This window comes from Atribacterota bacterium (assembly GCA_028703475.1).
GTDB lineage: Bacteria > Atribacterota > Phoenicimicrobiia > Phoenicimicrobiales > Stramentimicrobiaceae > JAQVMU01.
Genome location: JAQVMU010000002.1, coordinates 16,625 through 42,871, shown reverse-complemented (window position 1 = coordinate 42,871; position 26,247 = coordinate 16,625). Strand labels below are relative to the sequence as shown.

General features: G+C 33.6%; 25 protein-coding genes and 1 riboswitch. Of the genes, 21 read left to right on the top strand and 4 right to left on the bottom strand.

Translation table 11 applies throughout. The features are described from left to right. The first annotated feature begins 181 nt into the window (after positions 1-181). Positions 182-1,849 (top strand): MBL fold metallo-hydrolase, encoded by a 1,668-nt coding sequence (locus tag PHQ99_00755; protein ID MDD4288113.1) that lies wholly within the window; start codon positions 182-184, stop codon positions 1,847-1,849. Positions 1,850-1,944: 95 nt separating this feature from the next. Here the strand turns inward: PHQ99_00755 and trxA are convergent, their stop codons facing one another. Then, a complete protein-coding gene (gene trxA, locus PHQ99_00750) occupies positions 1,945-2,274 on the bottom strand; it encodes a thioredoxin (protein ID MDD4288112.1) in 330 nt (109 codons plus the stop codon). After that, positions 2,243-2,704: a MarR family transcriptional regulator gene (locus PHQ99_00745; GenBank protein MDD4288111.1), complete on the bottom strand. Its 462-nt coding sequence runs from the start codon at positions 2,702-2,704 to the stop codon at positions 2,243-2,245. The genes trxA and PHQ99_00745 overlap by 32 nt, the downstream gene beginning before the upstream one ends. A gap of 160 nt (positions 2,705-2,864) precedes the next feature. On the opposite strand from PHQ99_00745, the gene PHQ99_00740 reads away from it, so the two are divergent. Both PHQ99_00740 and PHQ99_00735 read left to right on the top strand, forming a co-directional pair. Further along, complete coding sequence (locus PHQ99_00740; GenBank protein MDD4288110.1) at positions 2,865-4,178, top strand: hypothetical protein; 1,314 nt, start codon at positions 2,865-2,867, stop codon at positions 4,176-4,178. A gap of 138 nt (positions 4,179-4,316) precedes the next feature. Beyond that, positions 4,317-5,690: a hypothetical protein gene (locus PHQ99_00735; protein ID MDD4288109.1), complete on the top strand. Its 1,374-nt coding sequence runs from the start codon at positions 4,317-4,319 to the stop codon at positions 5,688-5,690. A gap of 23 nt (positions 5,691-5,713) precedes the next feature. Here the strand turns inward: PHQ99_00735 and PHQ99_00730 are convergent, their stop codons facing one another. Further along, positions 5,714-6,382 (bottom strand): PIG-L family deacetylase, encoded by a 669-nt coding sequence (locus PHQ99_00730; protein ID MDD4288108.1) that lies wholly within the window; start codon positions 6,380-6,382, stop codon positions 5,714-5,716. 63 nt (positions 6,383-6,445) lie between these two features. Beyond that, on the bottom strand, positions 6,446-8,056 hold the full coding sequence (locus PHQ99_00725; protein ID MDD4288107.1) for a Na/Pi cotransporter family protein: 1,611 nt from the start codon (positions 8,054-8,056) through the stop codon (positions 6,446-6,448). A 312-nt stretch (positions 8,057-8,368) separates the two neighbouring features. Here PHQ99_00725 and PHQ99_00720 point away from each other — a divergent pair, with 312 nt between their 5' ends. The 18 genes from PHQ99_00720 (at position 8,369) to PHQ99_00635 (ending at position 26,132) form a co-directional block, all read left to right on the top strand. Beyond that, entirely contained in the window at positions 8,369-9,676 is a 1,308-nt protein-coding gene (locus PHQ99_00720) for a nodulation protein NfeD (GenBank protein ID MDD4288106.1), read from the top strand. A gap of 30 nt (positions 9,677-9,706) precedes the next feature. Next, on the top strand, positions 9,707-10,714 hold the full coding sequence (gene floA / locus PHQ99_00715; GenBank protein ID MDD4288105.1) for a flotillin-like protein FloA: 1,008 nt from the start codon (positions 9,707-9,709) through the stop codon (positions 10,712-10,714). A 54-nt stretch (positions 10,715-10,768) separates the two neighbouring features. Then, complete coding sequence (locus tag PHQ99_00710) at positions 10,769-11,263, top strand: hypothetical protein (protein MDD4288104.1); 495 nt, start codon at positions 10,769-10,771, stop codon at positions 11,261-11,263. Between the two features lie 65 nt (positions 11,264-11,328). After that, on the top strand, positions 11,329-11,790 hold the full coding sequence (locus PHQ99_00705; GenBank protein ID MDD4288103.1) for a YbaK/EbsC family protein: 462 nt from the start codon (positions 11,329-11,331) through the stop codon (positions 11,788-11,790). 234 nt (positions 11,791-12,024) lie between these two features. After that, positions 12,025-13,491, top strand: a complete 1,467-nt coding sequence (locus PHQ99_00700; GenBank protein ID MDD4288102.1) for a pyridoxal-phosphate dependent enzyme — start codon at positions 12,025-12,027, stop codon at positions 13,489-13,491. A gap of 85 nt (positions 13,492-13,576) precedes the next feature. Further along, a complete protein-coding gene (locus tag PHQ99_00695) occupies positions 13,577-14,767 on the top strand; it encodes an amidohydrolase (GenBank protein ID MDD4288101.1) in 1,191 nt (396 codons plus the stop codon). Positions 14,768-14,853: 86 nt separating this feature from the next. Then, on the top strand, positions 14,854-15,618 hold the full coding sequence (locus PHQ99_00690) for an ATP-binding cassette domain-containing protein (GenBank protein ID MDD4288100.1): 765 nt from the start codon (positions 14,854-14,856) through the stop codon (positions 15,616-15,618). After that, a complete protein-coding gene (locus PHQ99_00685; GenBank protein MDD4288099.1) occupies positions 15,605-16,327 on the top strand; it encodes an ABC transporter ATP-binding protein in 723 nt (240 codons plus the stop codon). Before PHQ99_00690 ends, PHQ99_00685 begins: the two co-directional genes overlap by 14 nt. A 24-nt stretch (positions 16,328-16,351) precedes the next feature. Next, positions 16,352-17,227: a branched-chain amino acid ABC transporter permease gene (locus PHQ99_00680; protein MDD4288098.1), complete on the top strand. Its 876-nt coding sequence runs from the start codon at positions 16,352-16,354 to the stop codon at positions 17,225-17,227. 133 nt (positions 17,228-17,360) lie between these two features. Next, positions 17,361-18,221: a branched-chain amino acid ABC transporter permease gene (locus PHQ99_00675; GenBank protein MDD4288097.1), complete on the top strand. Its 861-nt coding sequence runs from the start codon at positions 17,361-17,363 to the stop codon at positions 18,219-18,221. A 96-nt stretch (positions 18,222-18,317) separates the two neighbouring features. Further along, positions 18,318-18,510, top strand: a riboswitch (FMN riboswitch). Between the two features lie 131 nt (positions 18,511-18,641). Beyond that, positions 18,642-19,187: an ECF transporter S component gene (locus tag PHQ99_00670; GenBank protein MDD4288096.1), complete on the top strand. Its 546-nt coding sequence runs from the start codon at positions 18,642-18,644 to the stop codon at positions 19,185-19,187. A gap of 43 nt (positions 19,188-19,230) precedes the next feature. Then, entirely contained in the window at positions 19,231-20,418 is a 1,188-nt protein-coding gene (locus tag PHQ99_00665) for an ABC transporter substrate-binding protein (protein ID MDD4288095.1), read from the top strand. Between the two features lie 155 nt (positions 20,419-20,573). Next, positions 20,574-21,548 (top strand): P1 family peptidase, encoded by a 975-nt coding sequence (locus tag PHQ99_00660; protein ID MDD4288094.1) that lies wholly within the window; start codon positions 20,574-20,576, stop codon positions 21,546-21,548. 46 nt (positions 21,549-21,594) lie between these two features. Further along, a complete protein-coding gene (locus tag PHQ99_00655) occupies positions 21,595-22,458 on the top strand; it encodes a DMT family transporter (protein ID MDD4288093.1) in 864 nt (287 codons plus the stop codon). 316 nt (positions 22,459-22,774) lie between these two features. Next, positions 22,775-23,440 (top strand): GntR family transcriptional regulator, encoded by a 666-nt coding sequence (locus PHQ99_00650; GenBank protein MDD4288092.1) that lies wholly within the window; start codon positions 22,775-22,777, stop codon positions 23,438-23,440. A gap of 8 nt (positions 23,441-23,448) precedes the next feature. Further along, entirely contained in the window at positions 23,449-24,294 is an 846-nt protein-coding gene (locus tag PHQ99_00645) for a fumarate hydratase (protein MDD4288091.1), read from the top strand. A gap of 28 nt (positions 24,295-24,322) precedes the next feature. After that, positions 24,323-24,880 (top strand): Fe-S-containing hydro-lyase, encoded by a 558-nt coding sequence (locus PHQ99_00640; protein MDD4288090.1) that lies wholly within the window; start codon positions 24,323-24,325, stop codon positions 24,878-24,880. A 76-nt stretch (positions 24,881-24,956) separates the two neighbouring features. Then, complete coding sequence (locus PHQ99_00635) at positions 24,957-26,132, top strand: NAD-dependent malic enzyme (protein ID MDD4288089.1); 1,176 nt, start codon at positions 24,957-24,959, stop codon at positions 26,130-26,132. Positions 26,133-26,247 lie beyond the last annotated feature (115 nt).

Here is a 26,247-nt window from a genome sequence, read left to right as displayed (position 1 = left end):
TTTTTTCCCATATTATTATGATATTATAAATATAATATTCATTGATGTGTTCTTTGTAATTTTATTAAATAAACACAAAAACAACCACCACCTTAGAACCACTTTATAGAAAATACTAATGAGTTATAAAATTGATATGTTTATTCATTATAATAAGATTGGAGAGATTGGAGAAATAAAAATGAAAATACACTTTTTGGGAGCTGCCCAGGTAGTAACAGGTTCTAACATGTTGTTAGAGACGGAAAATAGAAAAATATTACTTGATTGCGGAATGTTTCAGGGAAACAGGCAGCTTAACAGCCTTAACTACAAAGAATTCCCTTTTAATCCTGAGGAAGTAGAGATGTTAATTCTGTCACATGCTCATATTGATCATAGCGGACGTATACCCAGTTTGATTAAAAAGGGGTTTAAGAAAAAAATATATTGTACAAAGGCAACTTATGACCTCTGTTCAATAATGCTTCCAGATAGCGGTTATGTTCAGGAGACGGAGAATGAATGGGAAAACAGGAAAAGAAAAAGAGCCGGGAAGCCATTACGGGAACCTCTTTACACTGCAGCAGAGGCCACAGACAGCTTAAAATACTTTTCACCTGTTTTGTATAATCAAAAAATAACAATTGATGATAATCTTACAATACGATTTCAAGACGCAGGCCATATTCTTGGATCATCGATTGTTGAAATGTGGATTAAAGAAAAAGGAGAAACCATTAAGCTGGTATTTACTGGAGATTTAGGAAGAAAAAATAAACCGATAATCAGGAATCCATCTATCATTGAAGAAGCAGATTACCTGATAATGGAATCTACTTATGGAAACAGAAAGCATGCTTCATTAGATAATGAGGCTTCCCAATTAATACCAATAATGATTGAAACAAAGAAAAAAGGTGGAAATGTAATAATACCTTCTTTTGCTGTGCAAAGAGCACAGGATATTATTTATGAATTAAACCAGTATTATGACCAAATAGTTTCAACCAAGGATAACAGCTACCTTGATATACCTGTATATGTTGATAGTCCTTTAACAATTTCAGCAACAGAGATATTCAGAAGAAATCCAGACTGTTTTGACAAAGAGACTCTTGAGCTTATTCAAAATGGATATAATCCATTAGATTTCAAAAATCTGCATTTTACCAGGACAGCAAAAGAATCAAAACAATTAAATATATCTTCAGAAAGTAAAGTCATAATATCTGCAAGCGGCATGTGTACTGCTGGTCGAATAAAACATCATCTTAAACACAATCTATGGAGAAAAGAGTCAAGTGTTGTTTTTGTAGGATATCAAGCTGAAGGAACTTTAGGAAGAAGAATAAAAGATGGAGCTAAAAAAGTAAAAATATTTGGTGAAGATGTTAAAGTAAATGCCCAAATACATGTATTGGAAGGATTTTCCGGCCATGCTGATAAGGACGAGCTTATTGAATGGTTGAAGAATTTTAAGAAAAAGCCTCAAAAGGTATTTTTAGTACATGGAGAAAAGGATTCACTCAATGCTTTGCAAGATGCTATTCAAGATGAGTTAGGGTTAGATGTAACAGCGCCTGAATTAGGAGATCATTTCCTTATTCAAGGTGTAGCCAAAACACCTTCTTTAGAAGGAAAACAGGAGAAAGGTGTAAGAGATTCATTGTTATTGGAGGAAGAAACCAGTTATTTGAAAGATTTAATGGAATCTGTTTTAGACCAATTAGAGGAAAAAACAAAACAGGATTTAGAAGAAGAAGACATGCATAGATTAAAAAATAAAATACTGGAATTAAAAAAAGAAGGAATTGAATTAAGCATGATGATGACAGATAAAAACAAAACAAATCATCAAAATAAATAAAAGCTTAAGAGAGTTAATATATTTCTGTTATTAGAATTTATATTTTATGCGGGTATTATACTTTTTATATATAGTACCCGCATAAATTTTTATTTTTAAAAGATGCTATCTAATTTTGATTGAATTGCCTGGGGTGGTACTGCTCCAACAATACGGTCAACTTCTTTTCCGTTTTTAAAAATAAGCAATGCGGGAATCCCTTGAATATTATGATTTACTGCAATATTCTGATTATCATCTACGTTTAATTTGCATACCTTTAATTTATCAATATTATCCTTAGCTATTTTTTCTACAGCGGGGGCAACCATCTTACATGGCATACACCAGGGAGCCCACATATCTACTAACACCGGTAGAGAAGATTCCAGCACTTCCTTTTGAAAATTATCTTCATTTACATCCAATATGGATTTTTCTGTCATTTTTTTCTCCTTTTTTATTGTTTTCTAGTATTTTATCAAATATTTTTAATCCTTTTTTTAGGGATATGATTTCTTGTGTACTAAGGTTTGAATTTATTTCATCTTCAAAAATTTTTTGTTCCTGGTTTATTTCATCTTTTATCCTTCTCCCTTTTTCAGTCAAACAGAGCAATATTGATCTACGATCACAATCTTTAACCTTTCTTATCAAAAACCCCTTTTTGACAAGATTATCTATAATTCTGCTTCCCCGAGACGGAGACAAGGATAATCTCTCTGAGAATTCAGTACAAGTAATTTCTTCATTACAGTTAATTGCATTTATGCTCTTCAGCTCAGCCATACTAATATTACATATATTACTGATCTTGGTTTCGTTACATATACAAAAATCTTTTAGTTTCAAGATAAAATCATATAATTCTTTCATTTTTGAACACCCACAAAAAAGATAATTGCTTATAGCAATAATTTCTAAAGGCAATTATATACTATATCTGATATTTGTCAAGTAATAATAGAAATTATTTTTTGTTTTTTTACAAACAAATGTTTAGAATATTTAATAGATTAATAAGAAAAGATAAAAAATGAATACTTCTTATCATAAAAAGAATTTAATTAATAAAAATATAGTTCCTGCTGACGTTGCTTTTATAATAAAAAGGCTTGAAAAAGCTGGCTTTAGTGCTTTTTTGGTTGGAGGATGTGTAAGAGATTTATTAATCAAAAAAGCTGTTCGGGATTGGGATATTATAACTGATGCAGCACCGGGGCAGATTAAGAAAGTTTTTTATGCCTATAAAACCATATTAATAGGGAAGAGTTCTCTCACAGTAACAATAGTATTAAACTGCAAAACATATCAAATATCTTCTTTAAGAAACAATAATGGTCAATGTTTATCCCCTAAAAATGGTGAAAATTATCAAAACTTAAAAGCAGATTTAATCTCCAGGGACTTTACTATCGACTCAATATGCTGGAGTCAGAATACAGGAATAATAGACCCTTCTGAAGGATTAAAAGATTTGAGTCAAAAAATTATCAGAAGCATTGACCCTGATTTACGATTTAAAGATGATCCTTTAAGAATGTTGCGGGCTATACGGTTAGCATGTGAATTGGATTTTAGCATAGAGTATGCTACAAAAAAAAGTCTGTGCAAGAATAATTTTCTGATACAGAAAGTGAGTCCTGAACGTATTAGAAACGAGATAAAACTTATTTTGAGTAACCCCAAGGCAAAAAAAGGGGTATTATTATTGTATCACTATGGTTTTATTTGCAAAATAATTAGTCTTGACAGGATAAAAAAGACACAAATAAATATAGAAAAGCAAAATAAACATTTGCTATCAGTATTAGGAAATAAAAAACATGACTTAGTTTTCCAGTTAGCTATATTGGGTAGGTTGTTTTATAATTCATGCAAAATTGCTGGTATTTTTTATTTACCCATTGTCAGATACTTAAAATTCAAAAAAAAGACAATTGAATCAGTCAGGATACTGTTAAATAAAGAATGGGAATATATTGATTTTAGTTCCAATGTTAAAATCCGTTTTATTTTATCTGAATTTGGAGTTATAAATACCAGGCGATTATTTTTACTGAAAAAGGCTTTATTAGAAACAGAAAAGCAATTATACAAAAAACACAATCTGAAATTTGAAGAAACCCTCTTAGAGGCTGAAATAAAGAAAAATAATCCGGTAAGCTTATCTGATTTGGCAATAGGAGGCGATGAAGTGCGAAAAATGGGTGTGCCTGAGGGCAAAGAAATTAGAAAAATACTCGAAAGCGCTTTAAGGGAAGTGCTTATAAACCCGGATAATAATCATAAAGATTATCTATTAAAATATATTAAAATTATTATTAAAAAGAATAACTATATGATATAGTATTGCTTGTATTACTTTTTATATTTGCATATAATCCATAAATCTTTCCTATTAGTAGATATTATTTATTGTTTGGTTTCTGGTGGAAAACTTATTAAATTCAGTTATTAAAGCAGAATAAGCATGGTGAATATATAAATGATGGCATTATTGTTCAATCCGGTTATATTAATGATAGTTTCTGTCTTTTTTGGTATGCTCTTTGGTAATATACGATTAGGCAGGTTTAGTTTCAGTACTTCCGGAAGTATGTTTGTTGGAATTATACTGGGCTGGGCTGTAGTAAATTATGTAAATACAATAGGAGCTGATAGTGAGTTTTATGGTATTGCCCAGCAAGTTTTAGCAAAAAATATTATTGATAAAGGATTTTTTGATTTGTTTCTTGTTTTATTTATTGCTTCAGTCGGATTGCTGGCTGCTAAAGACGTAGGTAGAGTAATCAGGATTTATGGTATAAAATTTATAATATTAGGTTTTATGATTACCTTTATCGGAGCTATAAGCACTTATGGTCTAAGCCAGATTAATCCAATGGAAAATCCTTATTATTACAGCGGGGTTTATGCTGGTGCATTAACCAGTTCGCCGGGGCTGGCTGCCTCAATAGAATCTGCCAGGGTTCATTCTGCCAAATGGATTGAGAACTATGAACTACTAAGCTCTCCTGAAAAAGAAGAGATATTAAACATGATTAAGGAGGATGAAGGCTTAGAGTTTCAAAATATCACATCTTTATCGGAAGAGCAGAAGAATAATTTTATCCAGAATGCAGAGGCCGGAGTAGGAACAGGTTATGCTGTTGGCTATCCTTTCGGGGTAATTATAGTAATCTTCGCCATGAACTTTTTCCCCATTATTTTTAAAATAGATATAAATAAAGAGAAATTCCTATTAAAGGAAGAACTGAGAACTGGCGATAATAATAAAAATAAGGTAAAAAGAGAAGAATACCAGAAAACAAAAACAGTGTATTTTGATTTATGCGCTTTTTTATTGGTGTGTATTTTAGGATATATGATTGGTATCATAAGAGTGAATCTTTCTGTGCTGGGAGAGATTTGCCTGGGATCAACAGGCGGTGTATTGGTTGCAGCATTAATCCTGGGATCAATGGGAAATATCGGGCCATTTTGTTTTAGAATGAATAGCAGTGTTTTAAGTCTTTTGAGAAAAATAACCCTGGCTTTCTTCTTTTCAACCATCGGATTAAGATATGGATATCAGGTTGTTGATTTCTTAACCGGTCCAGGAGTCTACCTGGTCATAACATCCTTTTTTATAGGTTCAATTGCCATGATTTCAGGTTTTATTATTGGCAAATACATTTTCAAAATAAATTGGATAATGCTTTCAGGAGCAATCTGCGGCGGGATGACGTCTACTCCCGGACTTGGTGCTGCAATAGATGCTGTAGGCAGTGATGAACCAGCCTCCGGTTATGGAGCAGTATATCCATTTGCTCTTTTAGGCATGGTAATATTTTCAAATCTATTAAACCGCATTATTTAATTCCAATAGGATTTATGGAAGAATTAGATAATCGAATCGATGTTCCTGATTTCCAAAGGATCTTTACAGATAAATGATTCCCCAAATTTAGTTCCAATAAGCATACCGTAATATCGGCTTAGGTTTAAAGTATTTTCAAATAATGGACTATCTTGAAGGTTCTTTCCAAATCTGGATTCATAACATTTTAATGCTTCCACTTTCATTTCAATTTCTTTACTTATGTCAACAATAAAATCAGGTTTTTCAAAATAATTAAAAGGGGTAGCAAAATAGTAAAATATTTTTTCTTTTATATACATAGCATTTTGCTGATAAAGATAACTTAAAGAAGAATTGCATATTTCTGAGGCAATCTTACTTTCCGGGTTAAACTTAACAGGATATGGTATAAATATTATATCCGGATTGGTATTTTCGTATATTTCAGTAATTTCTTCTCTTATTTCGATATTGTTTTTCAATTCCGGATAAAGATAGTCAAGAGTAATTCTTTCATCAATACCTAAAATCCTACTGGCTTTGATGGCCTCTCTTTTTCGATAATCAGTCTGATGATTTTTTGAAAACTCACCATTAGTGAGATCAATAATTGTGACCTGGTGAGCTGATTCAGTTAATTTCAATATAGCCCCTCCCATACCCGCTTCTGCCTGGTCAGGTTCTGTTCCAAACACAATGATTGTTGCCATAAATAATTTAATTCTCCTAATATAAAAGTATTGTTATAATATTAAACCAAAACATTAACATAATTACAAATTATTTAAGACTGTTTCAGCTATTAAAGAAGAGTGATCACTAATCTGCTTTAAGATATTAATCATATCAAAATGTATAGAGCTGGTCTGTCTTGACAGCTCAACTCCTTTATGTAAACGGTCAATATGACTTCTTCTCATTTTAGCTTCCCTTTCTATTATTGCCTCTTTTTGCTGCAAAACTTTTTGGGCTAACCGTTTGTCTCCCAGGGCAAAAGCTCCTAATGATTGGTAGAAATTTTGATATACCATTTTATAGAGTTCTTTAATCTCAGAAACTCCTGCCTCAGATAATTTTAATTCATTATCAATTTGTTTTTCAATAATAGGTATTATATCTTTATCTATCAAATCTCCAATATGCTCAAAATCATTAGTGACATTAAGCAAGCCATATGTTTCTCTTGATTGTTCAGGTGTCAGATCTTCAAATTTCATTTCTGTCAGATAATGGATAATTGCATTGGATAATGTGTCAACCACCCTGTCTACTTTGCATAATTTGTAGAGTAGATTTTCATCACGGTCAAAAAATACTTTCATAATACCAACAAACATTTCATCAACAGAGTTAGCCATCCTTATTAATTCTTTTCTTGCCAGATAAATAGCTAAATCAGGGGATTCAAGAACGTTGTCGTCCAGAAACTTTGGCTTATAAAGTGATTCTTCTTCTGCTGATTTTGGAAATAATTTTTGTAGAAAAACAGCAAATAAGGAAAGAAAAGGATAAACTAATAAGGCGTTACCAACAATTATAATGGTATGGGCAATAGCAATCTGTCTTGGTAAATTAGGAGTAAAATAAACAGCAATCGAGTAGATTGGCTTAATCAGGAAAAAAAAGAATATTACAGCTACCATCTTATAAAAAAGATTTCCAAAGGTCAGCGTTTTAGCCTGACTTGTTTTTCCAAGACCAACAAAGAGTACAGTCGTACAAGAACCTAAATGAGAACCAAGAATAACAGGAATTGCCAATTCAAAAGGAATAATCCCCTGTGTTGATAAAGAAATAGTTAATGCCATCATGGCTGTACTGCTTTGCAAAATACTGGTTATAACTACTGAGAGAAGCAATGCCAGAACAGGTGACCCCTGTAGCTGAGAAATAATATTAAGTAAGGCAGGACTGTCTTTTAGAGGTTCAGAAAAGCCTGAAATCAGGTTCATTCCCAGAAAAATAAAACCAATTCCGAGCAATACAGCACCAAAAGATTGATAACGCCTTTTTTTGCTTAATATATTTAATCCATAACCTAAAATAATCAGAATAAAAGAATATTGTGCAATATTAAAGGTAATAATCTGAGTAGTAATAGTGGTACCAATACTGGTTCCGATTAGGATTTGCAATGCCTGATATAAAGTCATCATTCCCGTGTTTATAAGTCCAACCAGCAAAGAAGTAGCAGCAGTACTGCTTTGCATGGTAAAGGTTAGAAATATCCCAAAAAAAATCGAAAGAGAGGGATAAAAGGAAATCTTATTAATCCATGCCTGTAATTTATTACCAAATGCTTGTCTCAGGTGTATATTAGTTTTTTGTAATCCGTATAAAAAGATAATAAGGCTGCCAAAAATTCCTATAACTTGCAAAACCATAAAAAATTCCCCTTAATTAATGATAGAAAATTTTTTAAGTATAATATTTTTACTGATAATCATAAATATACCTTTTTCAAACAAAATTGTAAAATGAAGATTATTTGAATCTATTTTATTTGAACCATTCTCTGACTCTATTTAATAAATAGCTTGCTATATAAATTTATGTTTATTATAATTAATGTAAATTTACAATGATTACAATGAACAAAATTTAAACTTATTACTACCTGATTTCTTAATTCTAATTTTGTTAATATTGTTAAAAATATCGATGAAACAGAAAGCGGTTAGTAAATGGAGATCTTATTGTTTAAAAAAAAATATATTGCCTTTACCTTTTTTATTATTTTTTTGTTTTTTTGCTTCGTTCTTCCTGTCAGCTCGTCTACTGTATATATTATTCCTGTAAAGGGGCAAATTGAACCCGGATGGTTGCTTTTTTTAGAACGATCTTTGCAGGAAGCAGAAAGAGCAAATGCTCAGGCAGTTATTCTGGATATTGATACCCCGGGTGGCTATATTGATACAGTACAGAAGGCAAAAGTATCTATGGGAGAATTCCCATTTCCAATCTATGGGTATGTCAATACAAATGCTATTTCTGCAGGTGCTTACCTTGCATTGATCACAGACGGGTTTTTTATGAAAACAGGTTCTACAATCGGGGCTGCTGAACCTGTCCTTTTAGGAGGAGGGGAGGTAACTGAAAAGGTACTTTCTTTCTGGGAAGCAGAAATGCGAAGTGCAGCTGAAAGGCAGAAAAAGGATCCTAAAATCGCCGCCGCAATGGTTCGAAGAGACATTGTTATAGAAGATGTAGTTGAAGAAGGAGAACTACTTACTTTAACTGCCGGTGAAGCCGAAATGCTTGGTTTTAGTAATGGTACAGTATTTTCAATTGAAGAACTGCTCGAAGCTGCAGGCCTGACAGACTCAGTTTTAATTCCAACTACAGCGAGTTTTTGGGAAAGATTAAGTGGTTGGCTCATAAATCCTGTTGTAGCTACATTTTTATTAATGATGGGTTTTTTCTTTTTAATAATAGAGGTGTTAACTGCCGGTTTTGGATTTGGTGGAATTCTTAGTTTACTTGCTTTTGGTCTTTATTTTGGTGCACATTTTTTAACCGGTATCAGCGGATGGCCTGTAATCTTTTTATTTGCTTTTGGTATTATTTTTATTTTAGTGGAAGCCTTTATGCCTGGTTTCGGGATTTTTGGCATTGTTGGACTGGTGGCAGTAATTGTTTCTATTGTATTGGCAGCTGCTTCTACAACCCTTGGGATATATATGCTCTTAATCTCTTTTGCAATAGCAGGTATTGCCGGATATGCAGCATTTAAATATTTTCAGAGAAAGGGAACTCTAAAAAGTTTCATACTTTCACAATCAGCTACTAAAGAAGCAGGCTACAGTTCTTCTGATGATTATAGCCATCTTTTGGATAAGACAGGGAAAGCCGTTACTCCCATGCGCCCCTCTGGAGCAATTGAGATTGAAGGAAAAAGATACGATGCTGTTAGTGAAGGAAGTTTTATAAATACTGGTGAAACTATAAAAGTTACCAAAATAGAAGGATATAGAATAGTAGTTCGTAAGCAAGATAAAAAATAGGTATAAGAATCTAAGAAAGGAGTTTAAGATATGATTGATATCGGAAGTACTTTACCTTTTTTGTTATTAGTATTTCTTATTGTTATTATTTTTTCAGTTATTTTCAGTTTTATTCCGCTAAGGTTATGGATTGCAGCTATGGCTGCAGGTGTGCGTGTAGGTCTGGTTACTCTTGTCGGGATGAGATTGCGCAGAGTTGTTCCTGCAAAAGTTGTTGAACCATTGATTAAGGCTACTAAGGCCGGATTAGACCTTAATGTAAACAATCTGGAAGGACATTATCTGGCAGGGGGTAATGTAGATAATGTAGTTAATGCATTGATTGCTGCTCAACGCGCAAATATAGAACTAGGTTTTGAGAGGGCAGCTGCCATAGATCTGGCAGGTCGAGATGTTTTAAAAGCAGTACAGATGAGTGTTAATCCGAAGGTAATCGAAACCCCTCTTGTAGCAGCTGTAGCAAGTGACGGGATCGAAGTGAAAGCCAGGGCAAGGGTAACGGTAAGGGCTAATATCGAGCGTCTGGTTGGAGGGGCAGGAGAAGAAACCATTATTGCCCGAGTCGGGGAAGGTGTAGTTTCAACTATTGGTTCTGCCCAGACTCACAAACAGGTATTGGAAAACCCGGATGACATATCAAGGACTATTCTTAAGAAAGGCCTTGATTCAGGAACTGCTTTTGAAATTCTTTCAATTGACATTGCTGATGTAGACGTTGGAAAAAATATCGGTGCACGGTTACAGACAGACCAGGCTGAAGCAGATAAACGTATAGCTCAAGCTAAGGCTGAAGAGAGAAGGGCAATGGCTGTTGCCAGGGAGCAGGAAATGAAAGCTGCCGTACAGGAAATGAGGGCCAAGGTAGTAGAGGCAGAAGCCGAAGTACCAAAAGCCTTATCTCAAGCTCTGCGGGAAGGCAAGCTGGGTGTAATGGATTATTACAATATGCAAAACATTCAATCTGATACCCAGATGCGAGGCACAATATCAAAGATGGGGACTGATGGTGAAAAAAAAGATAAACAGGAAAAACAATAACTATTATAAGTAAAAAAAGTAAAAGTAATAAATAAAAATGAAAGGGATTAGCTAATGGATTTTCTAATAATTTTATTTATTCTAATTTCAGTTGTTTCTTCTATTATTAAAAACATAAGAAAACAGACCAAAAGCAAACCTGCTTATGATCCGTGGTCTTTCGATTCAGAATCTGTTGATGCTGAAAAATTACTGAAGGAGAAAATACCGACAGAAAAAGAAGAAGTTTTTAATTATGAAGAAGCAAAACCCGAAATTGAAATTAGCCTGGCAGAAAAGCAAAAAAATAAACAGGAAACTGAATTAAAAGGCCGGGTAGAACAGGTGGATAAGAGTATTAAAATAGACCACCCTGAAGAGACAAAAGACATAGCAAAAACCCCTTTCCAGGGATTACCAAAAGAGGATTTGAAGGTAAAAAAATCCGGAGAATTGGAAAAAGAACTTAAAAAATTATTAGTTGGGGACAATTTACCCCTGGGAATAATTTCCTTAGAAGTATTAGGTCCTCCCCGGGCTCTTAGACCATACAAATTCAAGAGGATTTGATTATTGATTATAAAATAGTATTATTTAAATAGATTTTTTAGAAAGTACAGGAGACAAGGGCTTAAATGAGTGTAGAAGATGTAAGGAAATATTTTAAAAATGAAAAACTTGATTATAAAGTAGTCGAATTAGAAGAGAGCACTGCAACAGTAGATTTAGCAGCAAAAGCCTTAGGGGTAAAACCGGCACTAATTGCTAAAACACTTTCTTTTAAATTAAAAGATGACCGTTGTGTATTATTGGTCACTAAAGGAGATGCCAGGATAGATAATCGTAAATACAAAGATTATTTTAGAGTTAAAGCTAAAATGTTGAATCCGGAAGAAGTATTTGAAGTTACAGGCCATGAAGTGGGTGGGGTATGCCCTTTTGGCTTGAAAAATCCCCTGGATATTTATCTGGATGAGTCTTTACTTGAATTTGAATTTGTTTTTCCAGCAGCTGGTTCAGGGAATTCTTTTATTAAAATAACTCCTGAAGAACTACAAAATATTACCAATGGTACCTGGGTAGCTGTTTGTAAATAGTGGATTGCTAATTGGGATTAAACTCCTCCGAGTAGATCGTTTTTATCCACAGATTTTGGATATCACTTTAACCAAATATTTACCTGGTGTTTTCTTAAGTATCAAGCAAAAATATTCTTGTCTCAAAAACCCAATATAAGTGGTTAAGTATTGCTAAACATGCTATTATCAAAAGACAAAGCTTCCCGGATATAAAGTTGCTTCCAAAAATAAAAAATAGTTGGAGGTTAGACTATGATTGATTTAACCATAAATGAAGAACAGTTAAAAAGGACTGTTCAGAGGGCGAAAGAAAAAAATATAATTATTCCCACTTTTGCCCAAATGAAAAACCCCGAATTAATCCCTGAAGTTATCAAGAAAAAACTGGGAAAAATCGGGCTTTGGGATATAAGTCCCTACAATCTTTTCCGGATTAGCTGGAAAAATGAACCTAAAGAAAGAGGCGGATTGTATCAAGGAGTAAATTTTCTTGAAATACCTGCTCAGCTAAGTGGTGTTGATACACGAATTATAGCCCTTGTAGGCAAATGGTTTCCCACCGGATCCCACAAAGTTGGGGCTACGTTTGGTTGTCTGGTTCCTCGCTTGGTAACCGGACAGTTTGATCCCACAAAAGAGAAGGCTGTCTGGCCGTCCACCGGTAATTACTGCCGTGGTGGGGCTTATGTGGCTGAATTATTATCTTGTGAATCCATTGCTATTTTACCTGAAGGCATGAGTAGAGAGAGATTTGAGTGGTTATCAAAGGTAGCCGGTGAAGTCATAGGAACTCCGGGATCGGAAAGTAATGTGAAGGAGATTTTTGATAAGTCCTGGGAATTGAAGAAAACCAGGGAAAATGTAGTAGTCTTTAATCAATTTGATGAGCCTGGTAACCATTTATTCCATTATGAAGTTACCGGGAAGGCGATGGAAGAGGTATTACTGCAAGAAATTGGTTCTCATGGAAAATTGAAGGGAATTGTACTTACATCAGGTTCTTCGGGTACCCTGGGTTGTGCTGATTATCTAAAAAAGCTGTACCCTGATAGTAAATTAGCAGTAGGAGAGGCTTTACAGTGTCCAACTTTATTAATGAATGGATTTGGTGCACATCGAATTGAAGGTATAGGTGATAAGCATGTTCCCTGGATACACAATGTTAAAAATACGGATATGGTTATTGCAATTGATGATAATGACACTATTCAGTTATTACGTTTGTTCAATGAAGATATCGGGAAAAAATATATGGTAGAAATGGGCATACGCGAGTCATTCATAGAGAACCTCCCCTTATTAGGAATCTCAGGGATAGCAAATATAATTGGAGCAATAAAATTTGCCAAATATTATGAGTTAGGAAAAAATGATATTGTTTTAACAGTCTTAACTGATTCTGTAGAGCTGTATAAATCAAGATTGGAAGAAATAAAGAAAGAAAATCCCAAATATAATAAGATTGACGCTGCTATGACTTTTCAGCAAAATTTAAGAGGAGTATCTACTGATTATATGGAGGAGCTGGGTACTCTTGCCAAAAAAAGAATCCATAATTTAAAATATTATACCTGGATTGAACAGCAGGGCAAAGAATTAGAAGAGTTAAATGCACAGTGGTATGATAATGATAATTATTGGGAAAATATTCATAAACAGTCTGACCAAATTGATATGCTTATCGATTCATTTAACCAAAGAACCGGATTATTAAAATAAAAATCTATTATTCTAAATATACAATTATTAATTATTAAAATATATTTTATAAAATTGGGTTAAAAGCAAAGGAGACCAAATTTTTATGGAACTAAAACCCATAGTAAATTTATTAATAAATGAAGCTGTTTCTTTGAGAAGAGATTTTCATCGATTTCCTGAAATAGGGTGGAATGAAGTTAGAACCTCGAAAAAAATTTACCAATATCTGGAGGAAATTAATTTAGAGGTAAAAAAAATTGCCTCTACCGGTGTAATCGGATTATTAAGAGGTAAAAAGAAGGGTCCCACATTATTAATCAGATCAGATATAGATGCCCTACCTGTTCAAGAGATGAATGAAGTTTCCTATAAATCAACCATCCCCGGGGTTATGCATGCCTGCGGACATGATGGACATATGGCAATGCTGCTAATTGCTGCTAAAATACTAAGCAAATATTATAAAAACAGGATTAATGGTAATATTAAATTTGTTTTTCAGCCAGATGAAGAGTCTGCAGAAGGAGCAAAAAGGATTATAAAAGAAGGTGTTTTAATTAATCCAAAAGTTAATGCAGCAATGGGAATCCATCTCTGGTCACAACTGGAAAAGGGCACTGTCGGAATCAAGGATGGTGCCATAATGGCTTCTTTGGCTACTTTTAGAATCAAAGTTGTTGGAAAAGGCGGACATACCGGATATCCTGACCATGCCATAGACCCGGTTATGGCAGCAGCCAATATAATCCAGCAAATACAGATTATTCAAACAAGAGAGATAAATCAGCTTAATCCTCTTATAATTATGATTGGAAAAATTTCAGGAGGAAAAAAGAATAATATTATTCCTGATTTTGTTGAGTTAGAGGGAACGATACGTTATTTGGAACGGGATAAATATCAAAAATCCATAAAACCCATAGAGAGATTTAAAGAGCTAATTTATTCAATTTCACAGGTCAATCGTGTTCAGATTGAAATTGAGATTACAGAAAAAAATAAAATGGTAGTCAATGATAAACAATTGACAGAAATCATTAAATCAGCTGCTATTAAAGTAGTAGATAGAGATAAAATAATCGATTTTACTTGCAGTGCCAGTGAAGATTTTTCAGAATTTTCTCACACTGTCCCCTCAGTTTTTTATTTTTTAGGATGTGGCAACAGTAATATTGAAAAACGAGTTTCACATCATAACTGCTTTTTTAATATTGATGAGGATATGCTGCCAATAGGTATTGAAATGCATGTGCAAAGCGCCCTTGAATTTTTTAAAAAATATAAAATCACATAATTTTATTATTGATTTATCAAAAACCATAATTTATTATAATTAATACAAGAATACTAAAGATGATTTAAAGATGAAGATGATTATTTATGAAAACTTATCCCAATAAAATACCTTTGTTTTATACTAAATCCCTATCAAAAAAATTTGGTGGACTACAAGCGCTGCTTTCCCTGAATATTTCGGTGTACCGGAGAGATATTTATGGCATTATCGGACCTAATGGTGCTGGTAAAACAACTTTATTGAACATAATAACAGGTTTATTAAAATCCTCATCAGGTCAGATTTTCTTTTCTGATGAAAGGATTGATGAACTTAAACCCCAGCAGATATTTGAAAAGGGAATCAGCCGTACCTTTCAGGAAGGAAAAATCATTCCGGATTTAAATGTTTTAGAAAATATTATGACCGGTTTGTTAAATAAGAATAAAAAAGGCAGACAATCCCAAAATATCTTTTATAAGGAAAACAAAAATGTAACAAGAAGTCAGGAAATATTAAGAAAATTTAATTTACAATCAATGGCAGAGCGTTGGGCTGAGGACCTAGTCTGGTATGAAAGGCAACTGGTTCAAATTGCCAGGGCAGTCGCATCAGAACCAAAGTTACTTTTATTAGATGAGCCAACAGCCGGAATGGGATCAGATGAGGTAAAAAAGATAGGAGATAAACTGATTGAGATAAATAAAGCAGGTGTTACTATTATGCTGGTTAGTCACGATATCCAGTTTATTAGACGCATTGCCAACAGAATAGCTGTTTTAGATTTTGGGCAGAAAGTTTCTGAAGGGAATTCAAAGCAAGTTCTGGAGGATACAAAGGTTCAGGAGGTTTACCTTGGTTCCGGATAACAGCAATAATATATTAGAAATTAAAAATATAACTGTATCATATGGGCCAATTATCGCTTTGAAAAAAGTATTTTTGGAAGTAAAACAGGGACAGGTTGTTATTCTTATAGGTTCTAATGGTGCAGGTAAAAGTACTTTGTTAAACACAATAATTGGCTTAGAGAAACCTGATGAAGGCCGTATTATTTATCATACAGATGATATTACCTTCTGGTTGCCAGAACGAGTAACTCGTAGTGGCATTTTTTTAATTCCAGAAGATGGTGGGATTTTTAGAACATTAACTGTTAAAGAAAATTTGCAGTTGGGAGCTTATTATTCTTTTGAAAAATATTCGGAACAGTTGGATTTTGTTGTTAATCTATTCCCATTATTGAAAGAGCGGTTAAAACAAACTGCAGGTACCTTGAGCGGCGGTGAGCAGAGAATACTGGCTTTTAGCAAAGCACTGATGGCAAATTCCAAGATTTTAATGTTTGATGAACCGTCATTGGGTTTATCTCCAAAATATATAATTCAGATTTATGACACTATAAAATATCTAAACAGATATGGTTATACTATTTTACTGGCAGAACAAAATTCAGTTCAGGCATTTAAATATGCAGATAAGATTTATGTTCTTGATGATGGACAAATAACATTAGATGGAAGTCCTGCTGATTTGAAAGATTATAAAAGAATTAAAGAAGCATATCTGGGAAGATAATTTAGGCCCGGAGGAAGCAAATATTTGAGAATTATTATTACACAGATAATTAACGGAATAGTATTAGGAAGTATCTATGTTTTAATGGTAACAGGATTTAACTTAATGTTTCTTGTTGGTAAAATAATTCACTTTTCCTATCCCTATATTGTAGTTATTTCAATGTATACTTGCTGGGGAATGTTAAAAATAACAAACAATCCTTATATAGCTGTCCTGATTGCCATAATAATTTCTATTTTACTACATATTATGGTAGAACCACTGTTCTACTATATTAATAAGAGAAGAGGAATGATAGATATTAATTCTTCCTTTATTTTATCATTAGGAATTGCAATGATTCTAACTGAGATTATGTCACATCAGATTAATTATGGGTTTCCAATTTCTTTTCCTGTTAATTGGATGAACAGTTATAAATTATTTACAATCAGTTTTATACGTATTTCCAGTGGCCAATTATACACTTTGTTTGTAAGTATTTTTATTGCCCTGGCTTTGTTTGTAATTATCTTTAAAACTCAAATAGGCCGTGCATTTCGAGCTGTAGCTGAAAATATAACAGTTGCACGTTTACAGGGCATACCGATCGTAAAACTGAATTTACTGCTATATAGTATTACAGGATTTCTAGGGGGAATTATTGCTCTACTATTTTCTATGTTGCTTGGGTCAGCTTCTCCATGGTTGGGGGAGTATATTTCTTTAAAAGTACTTGCTGTGGCTATTGTAGCCGGTTTGGGAAATATTAAAGGTGCTATTGTTTGTGGATTGGCATTGGGTATTCTTGAATCCCTGATAATCCATTTTTTACCTGGTTCCTGGTCTAATGCCATAGCTTTTTTACTGATGCTTTTAGTAATTTTAATAAAACCAAGAGGTATATTCAGTGAATAATTCTTTTTAAATCTTTCTTAGTAGGGAATATTAAAACAAATAAGAATAATTACTTAGATGTTTTTTGATTTTTAAAAAATTATAGTGATTTATATTTTTCGGCATCAATTTAAAAAATATATTGGAGAAAAAATTGACTTTACTATACTATTTTTTAGTACTGACAGCTATTTATATTTTAATGGGATGGTCCCTATACTTACCATATAGAATAGGTCATCTGCATTTTTTGCCGATATCTGTCATGGCTATATGTGCTTATTTTACAGGTGTTGCTTCTCGTGAGTGGGAATGGTCTTTCTTGTTGGTTTTATTAGCATGTATAGTTATCGGATTTACTATTGAATATATAGTTTCACTCTTAATAGGTGATGCTCCTACCTTTACTGTAGTTATTGTAGGTTTAACTTCCATATTTATTATAAGGACAGTAATAGAAAATTGTGATTTCTTAGGTGGAAGTATCGGTTTTTTTAATATTCCATCAGTTAAATACCTGGTTATATGGACATATCTTTTATTGATATTTATGGGTTCTTTAGTATTTATATTTGATTATTCTCATATCAGCATAAAGGCCAGTGTGATTTTTTATGACAGGAATTTAGCATCATCTTTGGGTATTTATGGGAATAAAATTGCTTTGATAGTACATTCCTTTTCCGGTGTATTAGCCGGCCTGGCAGGTGTTTTGTATGCATCTTTGATAGGAGGTATTACTGTAGACTTTTTTGGTTTTGGGATAATAGGCACACTTATGGCTATATTGTTTGTCGGAGGGTATAGCTGTATGTGGGGAGTAGTACTGGCAGCTCCTTTATTAGGTGGCATACCTATTTTGTTACCTGATTTTTTAATAGTTTGGAAGCAGGTTATCTATGGTGGTTTATTGATTATCATGATTTGTCTTCGTCCGCAGGGACTTGTAACCAGGAAACAGATTACTAATCTAAGTAATATTTTTAGAAAGAGTTTTTTAAAGAAAACAAAATAGGTTTATCATAATAAATATAAAAAATTATTTATTTATTACAATTTATCACTGACAATCTTGACTGACAGTTGTATAATTAAAAAATAAATGTGTAATACACTTCTTCGGGGCAAGGTGAGATAATCATTTTTGTGATTATCAATTCCCGACCGGTGGTAGTATCATTTTTGAAGATATTAGAAGGCTTGAAAGATTAAAGAGAAAAAATGAACAGCCCACGAGCCATATTTTGGTTGATCCGGTGAGATTCCGGAGCCGACAGTTAAAGTCTGGATGAGAGAAGAAGGTAAAAGGAAACAAGATTATCCTTAATGCCCCGAGGTAAATCGAGGGCTTTTTTATTTTAAATAAGCCTTTCATATTTCAGTTAATAGATTATTAAAAAAACGAAATAATGTAATATAGAAAGGAAATTTAAGAATGAGTACTAAATACATAAGTCATTATTCAATTTTTATTGCCTTATCGGTTATCACAGGATACCTGATACATTTTCCAATTTTACCACAGGCACCTTTTCTGCTGTATGACCCGGGACATGTCTTTCTGCTTATTGCAGCTTTTAAATTTGGACCAAGAGCAGGAATGCTTATGACCCTGGTCTATTCGCTTGTCTTTGCTTTGTTAACCGGACAAGGTGGCCCTTATGGGGCATTAATGAATTTTATATCAACCAGCGCCTTTGTTTTGGTATCATCCTGGATTTATTTAAAGCAACATAACAGAAAAGGAGCAATAATTGGACTGGTTTTGGGTACCCTGGTTATGACAGTTATTATGATTCCTGCAAACTTATTGATAACACCTTTATATTTAGGAGTTAATAAAGAGATTATCCTGCAGCTTATGCTACCTGCTATTATTCCTTTTAATTTGATTAAAGGGCTAATAAGCAGTATATTGACTTTATTAGTATACAAAAAAATTTCACTATTTTTAAATCAGGAAAGTATTATCCCGGAATAACCATAGTATTTTTAAGAACAATAAAATGAAAGGATAAGATGAAATGAATTGGCAAAAGAACATTTTTTTAAATTCAATTAGAGTATTTTTAACAATACTTGTGGCATTATTGCTTTCAGTATCTGCCGTAGCATATCAGGAAAACCAGAAAGTGTGGAAAATAGATTTTTTAAACACTTTAACAGGTTCGGTTGCCAGTATTGGAAATTATATGTCCTGGAGTGCCCAGAGAGCTGCCCGGGAGATAAATGAATCCGGTGGTATAAATGGTAAACCAGTAATTGTTTTAGAGTACGATACAGGCGATTCAGCTGAAAAGGCTATTTCTGAAATGGCTAAAATAATAGACCACTCCATGGTAGTTTTAGGCCCGGTTCCGGAGGTATGTATTCAGGCATCTATGCCTATGGCGGTAAAGCAGGGTCTATTTTGCATGACCGCCTCGACCAGTTATGAAATTGCTATTAATTATTTTCCCTGGTCTCTATCATGGTTTCCTCCCACCGAAGATGTCTTGCCGGGGGTAACAAAAACATGGGTAGAACTCCATGATGAATCAATAAAGAGTATAGTTCAATTTACCGAAAAACAAGCTGTCTGGCCACAGATGGCAAAATTTCACACAATTGGCTTAGAGACAGCTGGTGTGAACAAGATCCTGGAGGTTGAAGTTCCGAGAGATGCAATTATGTTTGATTCACTGGTTGTGAAAGCGCTGTCGAACCAACCGGATGGGTTTATCTTAACATGCAGTCCGGAAAAAGCAGCAAAAATTGTTGTTTCCTTACAAAGGCAGGGTTGGAGTGACACATCAAAAATACTTATTTTTAGTAGTGCTGATGATACACCACTTTATACAACGGCTGGAGAGTATTTAAATGGTTGCTATATTTATAATTATATTGATCCTAATAGCCAGAATGAAAGGTGGATTTCATTCAGGGAAGATTACAAGAGGGAGCATGGAGGCCTTGAACCAAGCTCTCTGTCTACTATTTATTATGACTGTGTCTACATGATTAAGGAAGCTATTGAAAACACAGGGATTACCGGCAATATAGAATATTTAACCGAAGAAAGGATAAAAATTAGGGATTATTGCCGAAATGTCAAAGCTTTTCAGGGGATTCAACAAACCTGGGATATGAACGACGGAGTGCCTTCTGAAAAAGGTGCCTTCCTTTTTATAATACAGGACAATCAAAAGGATTTTGTTTGTCAAACAGAATAAAGAAGTTTAAAAGTTCCTGAATGCAGGTAATAGAGAAAAATTAATTTATGTGATTAGTAATTATGATATTTGTACTGTTCTTAAATCTGAAATTAAAATATATTTAACTAAAAGATTAAAATATATTTTAATATAATTGGAGTAAACTATAGATTATGAATAATTCCATCAAAGATATTAATGGTATACAGGTAGGGCATGCCCAAAATTTCGAAGCAGGGACTGGTTGTTCGGTAATAATTATTCGAAAAGGTGCCGTTGCAGGAGTAGATGTTCGGGGAGCTGCTCCCGGAACCCGGGAAACAGATCTATTAGACCCTACTAATACAGTTGAAAAGGTTCATGCTATCTATCTTTCCGGGGGAAGTGCTTTTGGTTTAGATGGGGCTGCTGGTGTAATGGAATTTTTAGAAGAAAACAATATTGGTTTCCAGGCTGGCGCGGTTAAGGTTCCTATTGTTTCGGGAGCAGTAATCTTTGACCTGGATATCGGAGATTCGTCAATTAGACCGGATAAAAAGATGGGATATCAGGCTTGTTTAAATATAGCAAATACTGATAATTCAAAAACAGGGAATGGATGCATCGGAGCAGGTACCGGGGCAACTGTTGGCAAGTATTATGGAATTAATCGCTGTATGAAGGGTGGATTGGGTACAGCCAGTATTAAAACAGGTGATTTGATTGTAGGTGCGCTGGTAATAGTTAATGCTTTTGGTGATATTGTTAATCCGGCAAACGGAAAAGTAATAGCAGGGGCTCTTGATGTGGGAAAAAAGCAGTTTGCTCACCCAAATCAACTATTAGATACCCGGCTTTTTAAAGAAAACAGTCCTTTCATGCGAAACACAACTTTGGGAGTAATCGCAACCAATGCCCAATTATCGAAGGCAGAAGCAAAAAGATTATCCATGTCTGCCCATGATGGTTTTGCCAGGTGTATAATTCCTTCCCATACTCTTTATGATGGAGATGTTATATTTTCCCTGGCTACAGGAGAATTAAAATCCAATCTCAATCAACTCAATATCCTTGCTGCTCATGTTATCTCACTGGCTATACAGAATGCAGTTTTTAATGCAACTGCAATGTTTGGCATACCCGCTCATTCCGATTTGGAAGAAAGTTAAAGTACAATATTCTATTAACACTTAGATAATTAGGAGAATTGATTAAATGTTTTCAAAAAGATTTATATATTGTTTTTTAGCTACTTTGTCAGTATCGATGGCAATTTTTACCAAAAAAATTGCTTTATTAGCCGAAGTCCCACCATTAAAATTATTTTTTCAGTTTATGGTTGTTGCTGCAATAATTTTAAGTTTTAATATTATATTATTTCAAAAAAAGGAAATATACAAAGTAAAGCAGATTAGTAACTCTGAATGGAAAAAAATATTATTAGCAGGTTTTTTCTTATTTTCTGCATATTTTACCAGCACTATAGGACTTAAATACACCACTTCAATAAACTATGGTTTTCTTATTAGAAGCAGTCTTATATTTTCGGCAATTTTATCTTTTATCTTTTTGAAAGAAAGACTACATAGGAGTATGTGCCTGCTAATTCTCACTTTTTTTGTAGGAGTTTATTTGGTAAGCACCTCTGGAAAAATGATTATTCCCCAATTTGGAGATTTGTTGATTTTAGCTGGTGGATTATTTTTTGCTTCATTTTCAATAACTCAAAAATTAGTGAATAAAGACATACCTTCAGAAATTATAGGGTGGGGTGTTATGTCAAGTGGAGCATTTTATTCCATTATAGCAAGTGTTTTATTCAAAGTTAACATTTTATCTGTTCAGGCAATATATGTGGTTTTATTTGCCGGTTTTTTTGAAGCAATGGTTGTGGTATTTATGAATAAAGGCTTAAAAATAACCAGTGTAACCTATTATTATATGGTTACTATGTTAGCACCAATAATGAATGGTATTCTCGGTGTTTTATTTTTAAATGAGATTATAAATGCAGTTCAAATATTTGGTGGAATTATACTTCTCATAAGTGTAATATTAGCCCAAAAATTAAAATTTTAGAAAAAAAATATTTGTTTTATTAATATAAATTGTACTAACAAATATTGTTTTGTTTGATTAGTTTTTAAGTGACAATCAATAAATAAATAGCTTAAAAACTATACATACAAAAGGACTCTAAGCTATTACAGATAGCCTTCACATCTTTGAATTTACTTTATAATAAGTATATGTAAATTGAAAATTAAATAGTTGCTTTTTTTTATTTATATGCTATTATGTTAATTGTATACATTATACACTGAACTAATACAATCGTGGATTAATTTTATAAATATAAATAAATTAAAATAGATATAAAGTAGATAAATGTATTATGGCCAATTTTACAAAAATTAGAAATCGTGAATTGCTAAGCCAAAAAGTATATCGAATTATTAAAAGAGATATAATCAGGGGTAAATTGGTATCGAATACCAGATTATTTGAAGAAAAAATTGCTGAACAAATGCAGATTAGCAGAACTCCTGTACGGGAGGCTCTTCGTCTGTTAGCGGCAGAGGGTTTTGTAGAATTAGTTCCAAACAATGGTATAGTCGTTAACCAGGTTTTACCCCAGGATCTTTTAGATATTCTTCGTATAAGACTCCAATTAGAAACCTACGCAAGTTATCTCGCTGCTAAAGAAGTTACCGAAAAAGATCTAAGCAATCTTCAAATAATGGTAGAACAAATGGAAGAAGCGGTAAAGGCAAAAAATGCACTTGAGTTTAGTAATCTAAATTTAAAATACCACAAATATATCACAAAACTTTCAGGAAACAAAAAGTTGTGTGAGATTTGTGATAATCTTTATGCACAATCGGATCATTGGATTAAAGCAATGGGAGTACCAGAGAGATTAAAGCGTAGTTTGGAAGAGCACGTGAATATTTTTAAAACTTTATCTTTAAAGGATTCTGATTGTTGTAAACAGGAAATGCATAAGCATTTAAATAATGTAATTTTAAATATTTCATCAATGCAAATGAAAGGAGAATAATATAAAGGATGAGAAAGATAGAGGCTAGTAAAATTTCTAGCAAGGTTAAAGAATTATTCTTGCAGGCAAATTTTAATATTGGCACAGATGTATTGGATGCACTTGAAAAAGCCTGGCAAAATGAAAAATCTAAAGTAGGAAAAGATGCCTTAAAAATGATTATTGATAATAATCGACTGGCTTCTTCAAAAGAATTAGCCATATGTCAGGATACAGGATTAGCAGTCTTATTTGTAGAGATTGGGCAGGAAGTATGTATTGTAGATGGAGATTATAAGGAAGCAATAAATAAAGGTGTAGAAGAAGCTTATGAGGATGGCTATCTAAGGAAATCCGTTGTAGACGATCCTGTATTTGACAGAAAGAATACCAAGAATAATACCCCGGCTTTTATTTACAATGAAATAATTCCCGGAGATAAAATCAAAATACTTGTTATGCCTAAAGGTTTCGGCAGTGAAAATATGAGTTCTTTAGCCATGCTAACAGCAGCTCACGGTGCTAAAGGCGTTGTTGATTTTATCGTTGATACAGTAAGAAAAGCAGGACCTAATCCATGTCCACCAACAGTATTGGGTGTAGGTGTTGGAGGAACCGCTGATAAGGCCATGGTTATAGCTAAAAAAGCTATTGCCCGTACGATTGGTCAGCATAATCCAAATCCTAAATATGCTCAAATGGAAGAAGAAGCATTAGAGAGAATTAATAAACTTGGCATTGGACCAGGAGGATTAGGTGGAAGTACAACTTCATTAGCTGTAAACATCGATTATTTGCCTACCCATATAGCAGGGATGCCAGTTGCTGTAAATGTTTGCTGTCATGCAACACGTCATGCTTATGGCGAGATATGATATTATTGATGGAAGGAGATAATAATTAATGTCTGAAGTAATTAAAATAAAAACACCCCTGGATGATTCTATAGTACAACAACTAAAAGCCGGCGATTCAGTAAAAATTTCAGGTTATGTGTATACTGGAAGAGATGCTGCACACAAAAGACTTTTTGAATTAATAAAAGAAGGAAAAGAGTTACCTGTTCCAATAGTAGGACAAATCATTTATTATGTTGGTCCTGCTCCAGCGAAACCAGGATATGCTTGCGGACCTGCCGGGCCAACTACCAGTTATCGAATGGATCCTTATACTCCAGCCCTTTTGGAAAATGGATTAAAAGGCATGATAGGAAAAGGACTTCGTTCAAAAGAAGTTGTTGAAAGTATGAAAAAAAACAAGGCTGTATATTTTGCCGCAATTGGCGGAGCAGCTGCCTTAATTGCCCAGAGTATAAAAAAATCTGAAGTTATCGCTTATCCTGATTTAGGTGCAGAAGCCATACATCGCTATTTGGTCGAAGATTTTCCTGCAATTGTTTGTATCGATTCTTATGGGAATAATTTGTATGAGAGTGAACCACCTAAATATAGTACTGAATAATTAATTTAAACAAATATAAAAAATATAATTAATAATAAATATACTTAATAAAAAGTAATAAAAGGAGATAATTATTATGGACATCAATCAAGAAGCCCTAAAATTACATAGTGAGAATAAGGGCAAAATTGAAGTTATCAGTAAGACAAAAATTAAAGATATGCACGATTTAGCTGTAGTATATACACCTGGTGTTGCTGAACCTTGCCGTAAGATCAATGAGGATGTTTCTAAAGTATATGAATATACCTCAAAAGGCAATATGGTTGCAGTTGTTTCTGATGGAACAGCAGTATTAGGCCTTGGTGATATTGGACCTGAAGCAGCTATACCGGTAATGGAAGGAAAGGCAGTTCTCTTTAAATATTTTGCAGGTGTGGACGCATTTCCTATTTGCCTTTCTACAAAAGATCCTGAAAAAATAATTGAAGCTGTAACCTTGATAGCACCAGTTTTTGGCGGTATTAACCTGGAAGATATTAGTGCACCACGTTGCTTTGAAATCGAAAGAAGACTAAAAGAAACATTAGATATCCCTGTTTTCCACGATGACCAGCATGGTACTGCAGTTGTTGTTTTGTCAGGATTATTAAATGCACTTAAACTGGTTAATAAAAAACTTGAGAATGCTAAGATAGTTGTCAATGGAGCCGGATCTGCTTCTATAGCAGTAGCCAAATTTATTATGTCAGCTGGCGCACAGAATGTTATTTTATGTGATTCAAAAGGAGCTATTTATGAAGGCAGAGAAAATAATATGAATTCTGCCAAAGAAGAAATGGCTAAAATTACTAATAAAGGCAAAGTTAAAGGAAGCTTAGCAGACGCATTAGTTGATGCAGATGTATTTTTAGGTTTATCAGCACCTAATGTTGTTAACCGGGATATGGTTAAAACAATGGCCGATGACCCAATTATTTTTGCAATGGCTAACCCAACTCCGGAAATATTACCGGATGAAGCAAAAGCAGGTGGTGCCCGTATTATTGCTACAGGTCGTTCAGATTTCCCGAACCAGGTAAATAATTGTTTAGGTTTCCCAGCAATCTTTAAAGGTGCTTTAAAAGTAAGAGCCAGTGAAATTAATGAAGAGATGAAATTAGCAGCAGCCAATGCTATTGCATCAGTAATACCAGAAGACCAACTTAATGAGGAAAACATTATCCCTAATGTTTTCCATCCGGAAGTAATGAAGAAAGAAGCCGAAGCAGTTGCTCAGGCAGCTATGGATACAGGTGTGGCAAGGATTTAATGTTTTAAATCAAGCAAGAACTCCCCACCTGTAAAGGTGGGGAGTAGAACTCTTTTTTGTAATCTTCCGGTCGTTCTTTGATATAATAAAAAGTATGAAATTATAGAAGTCAATC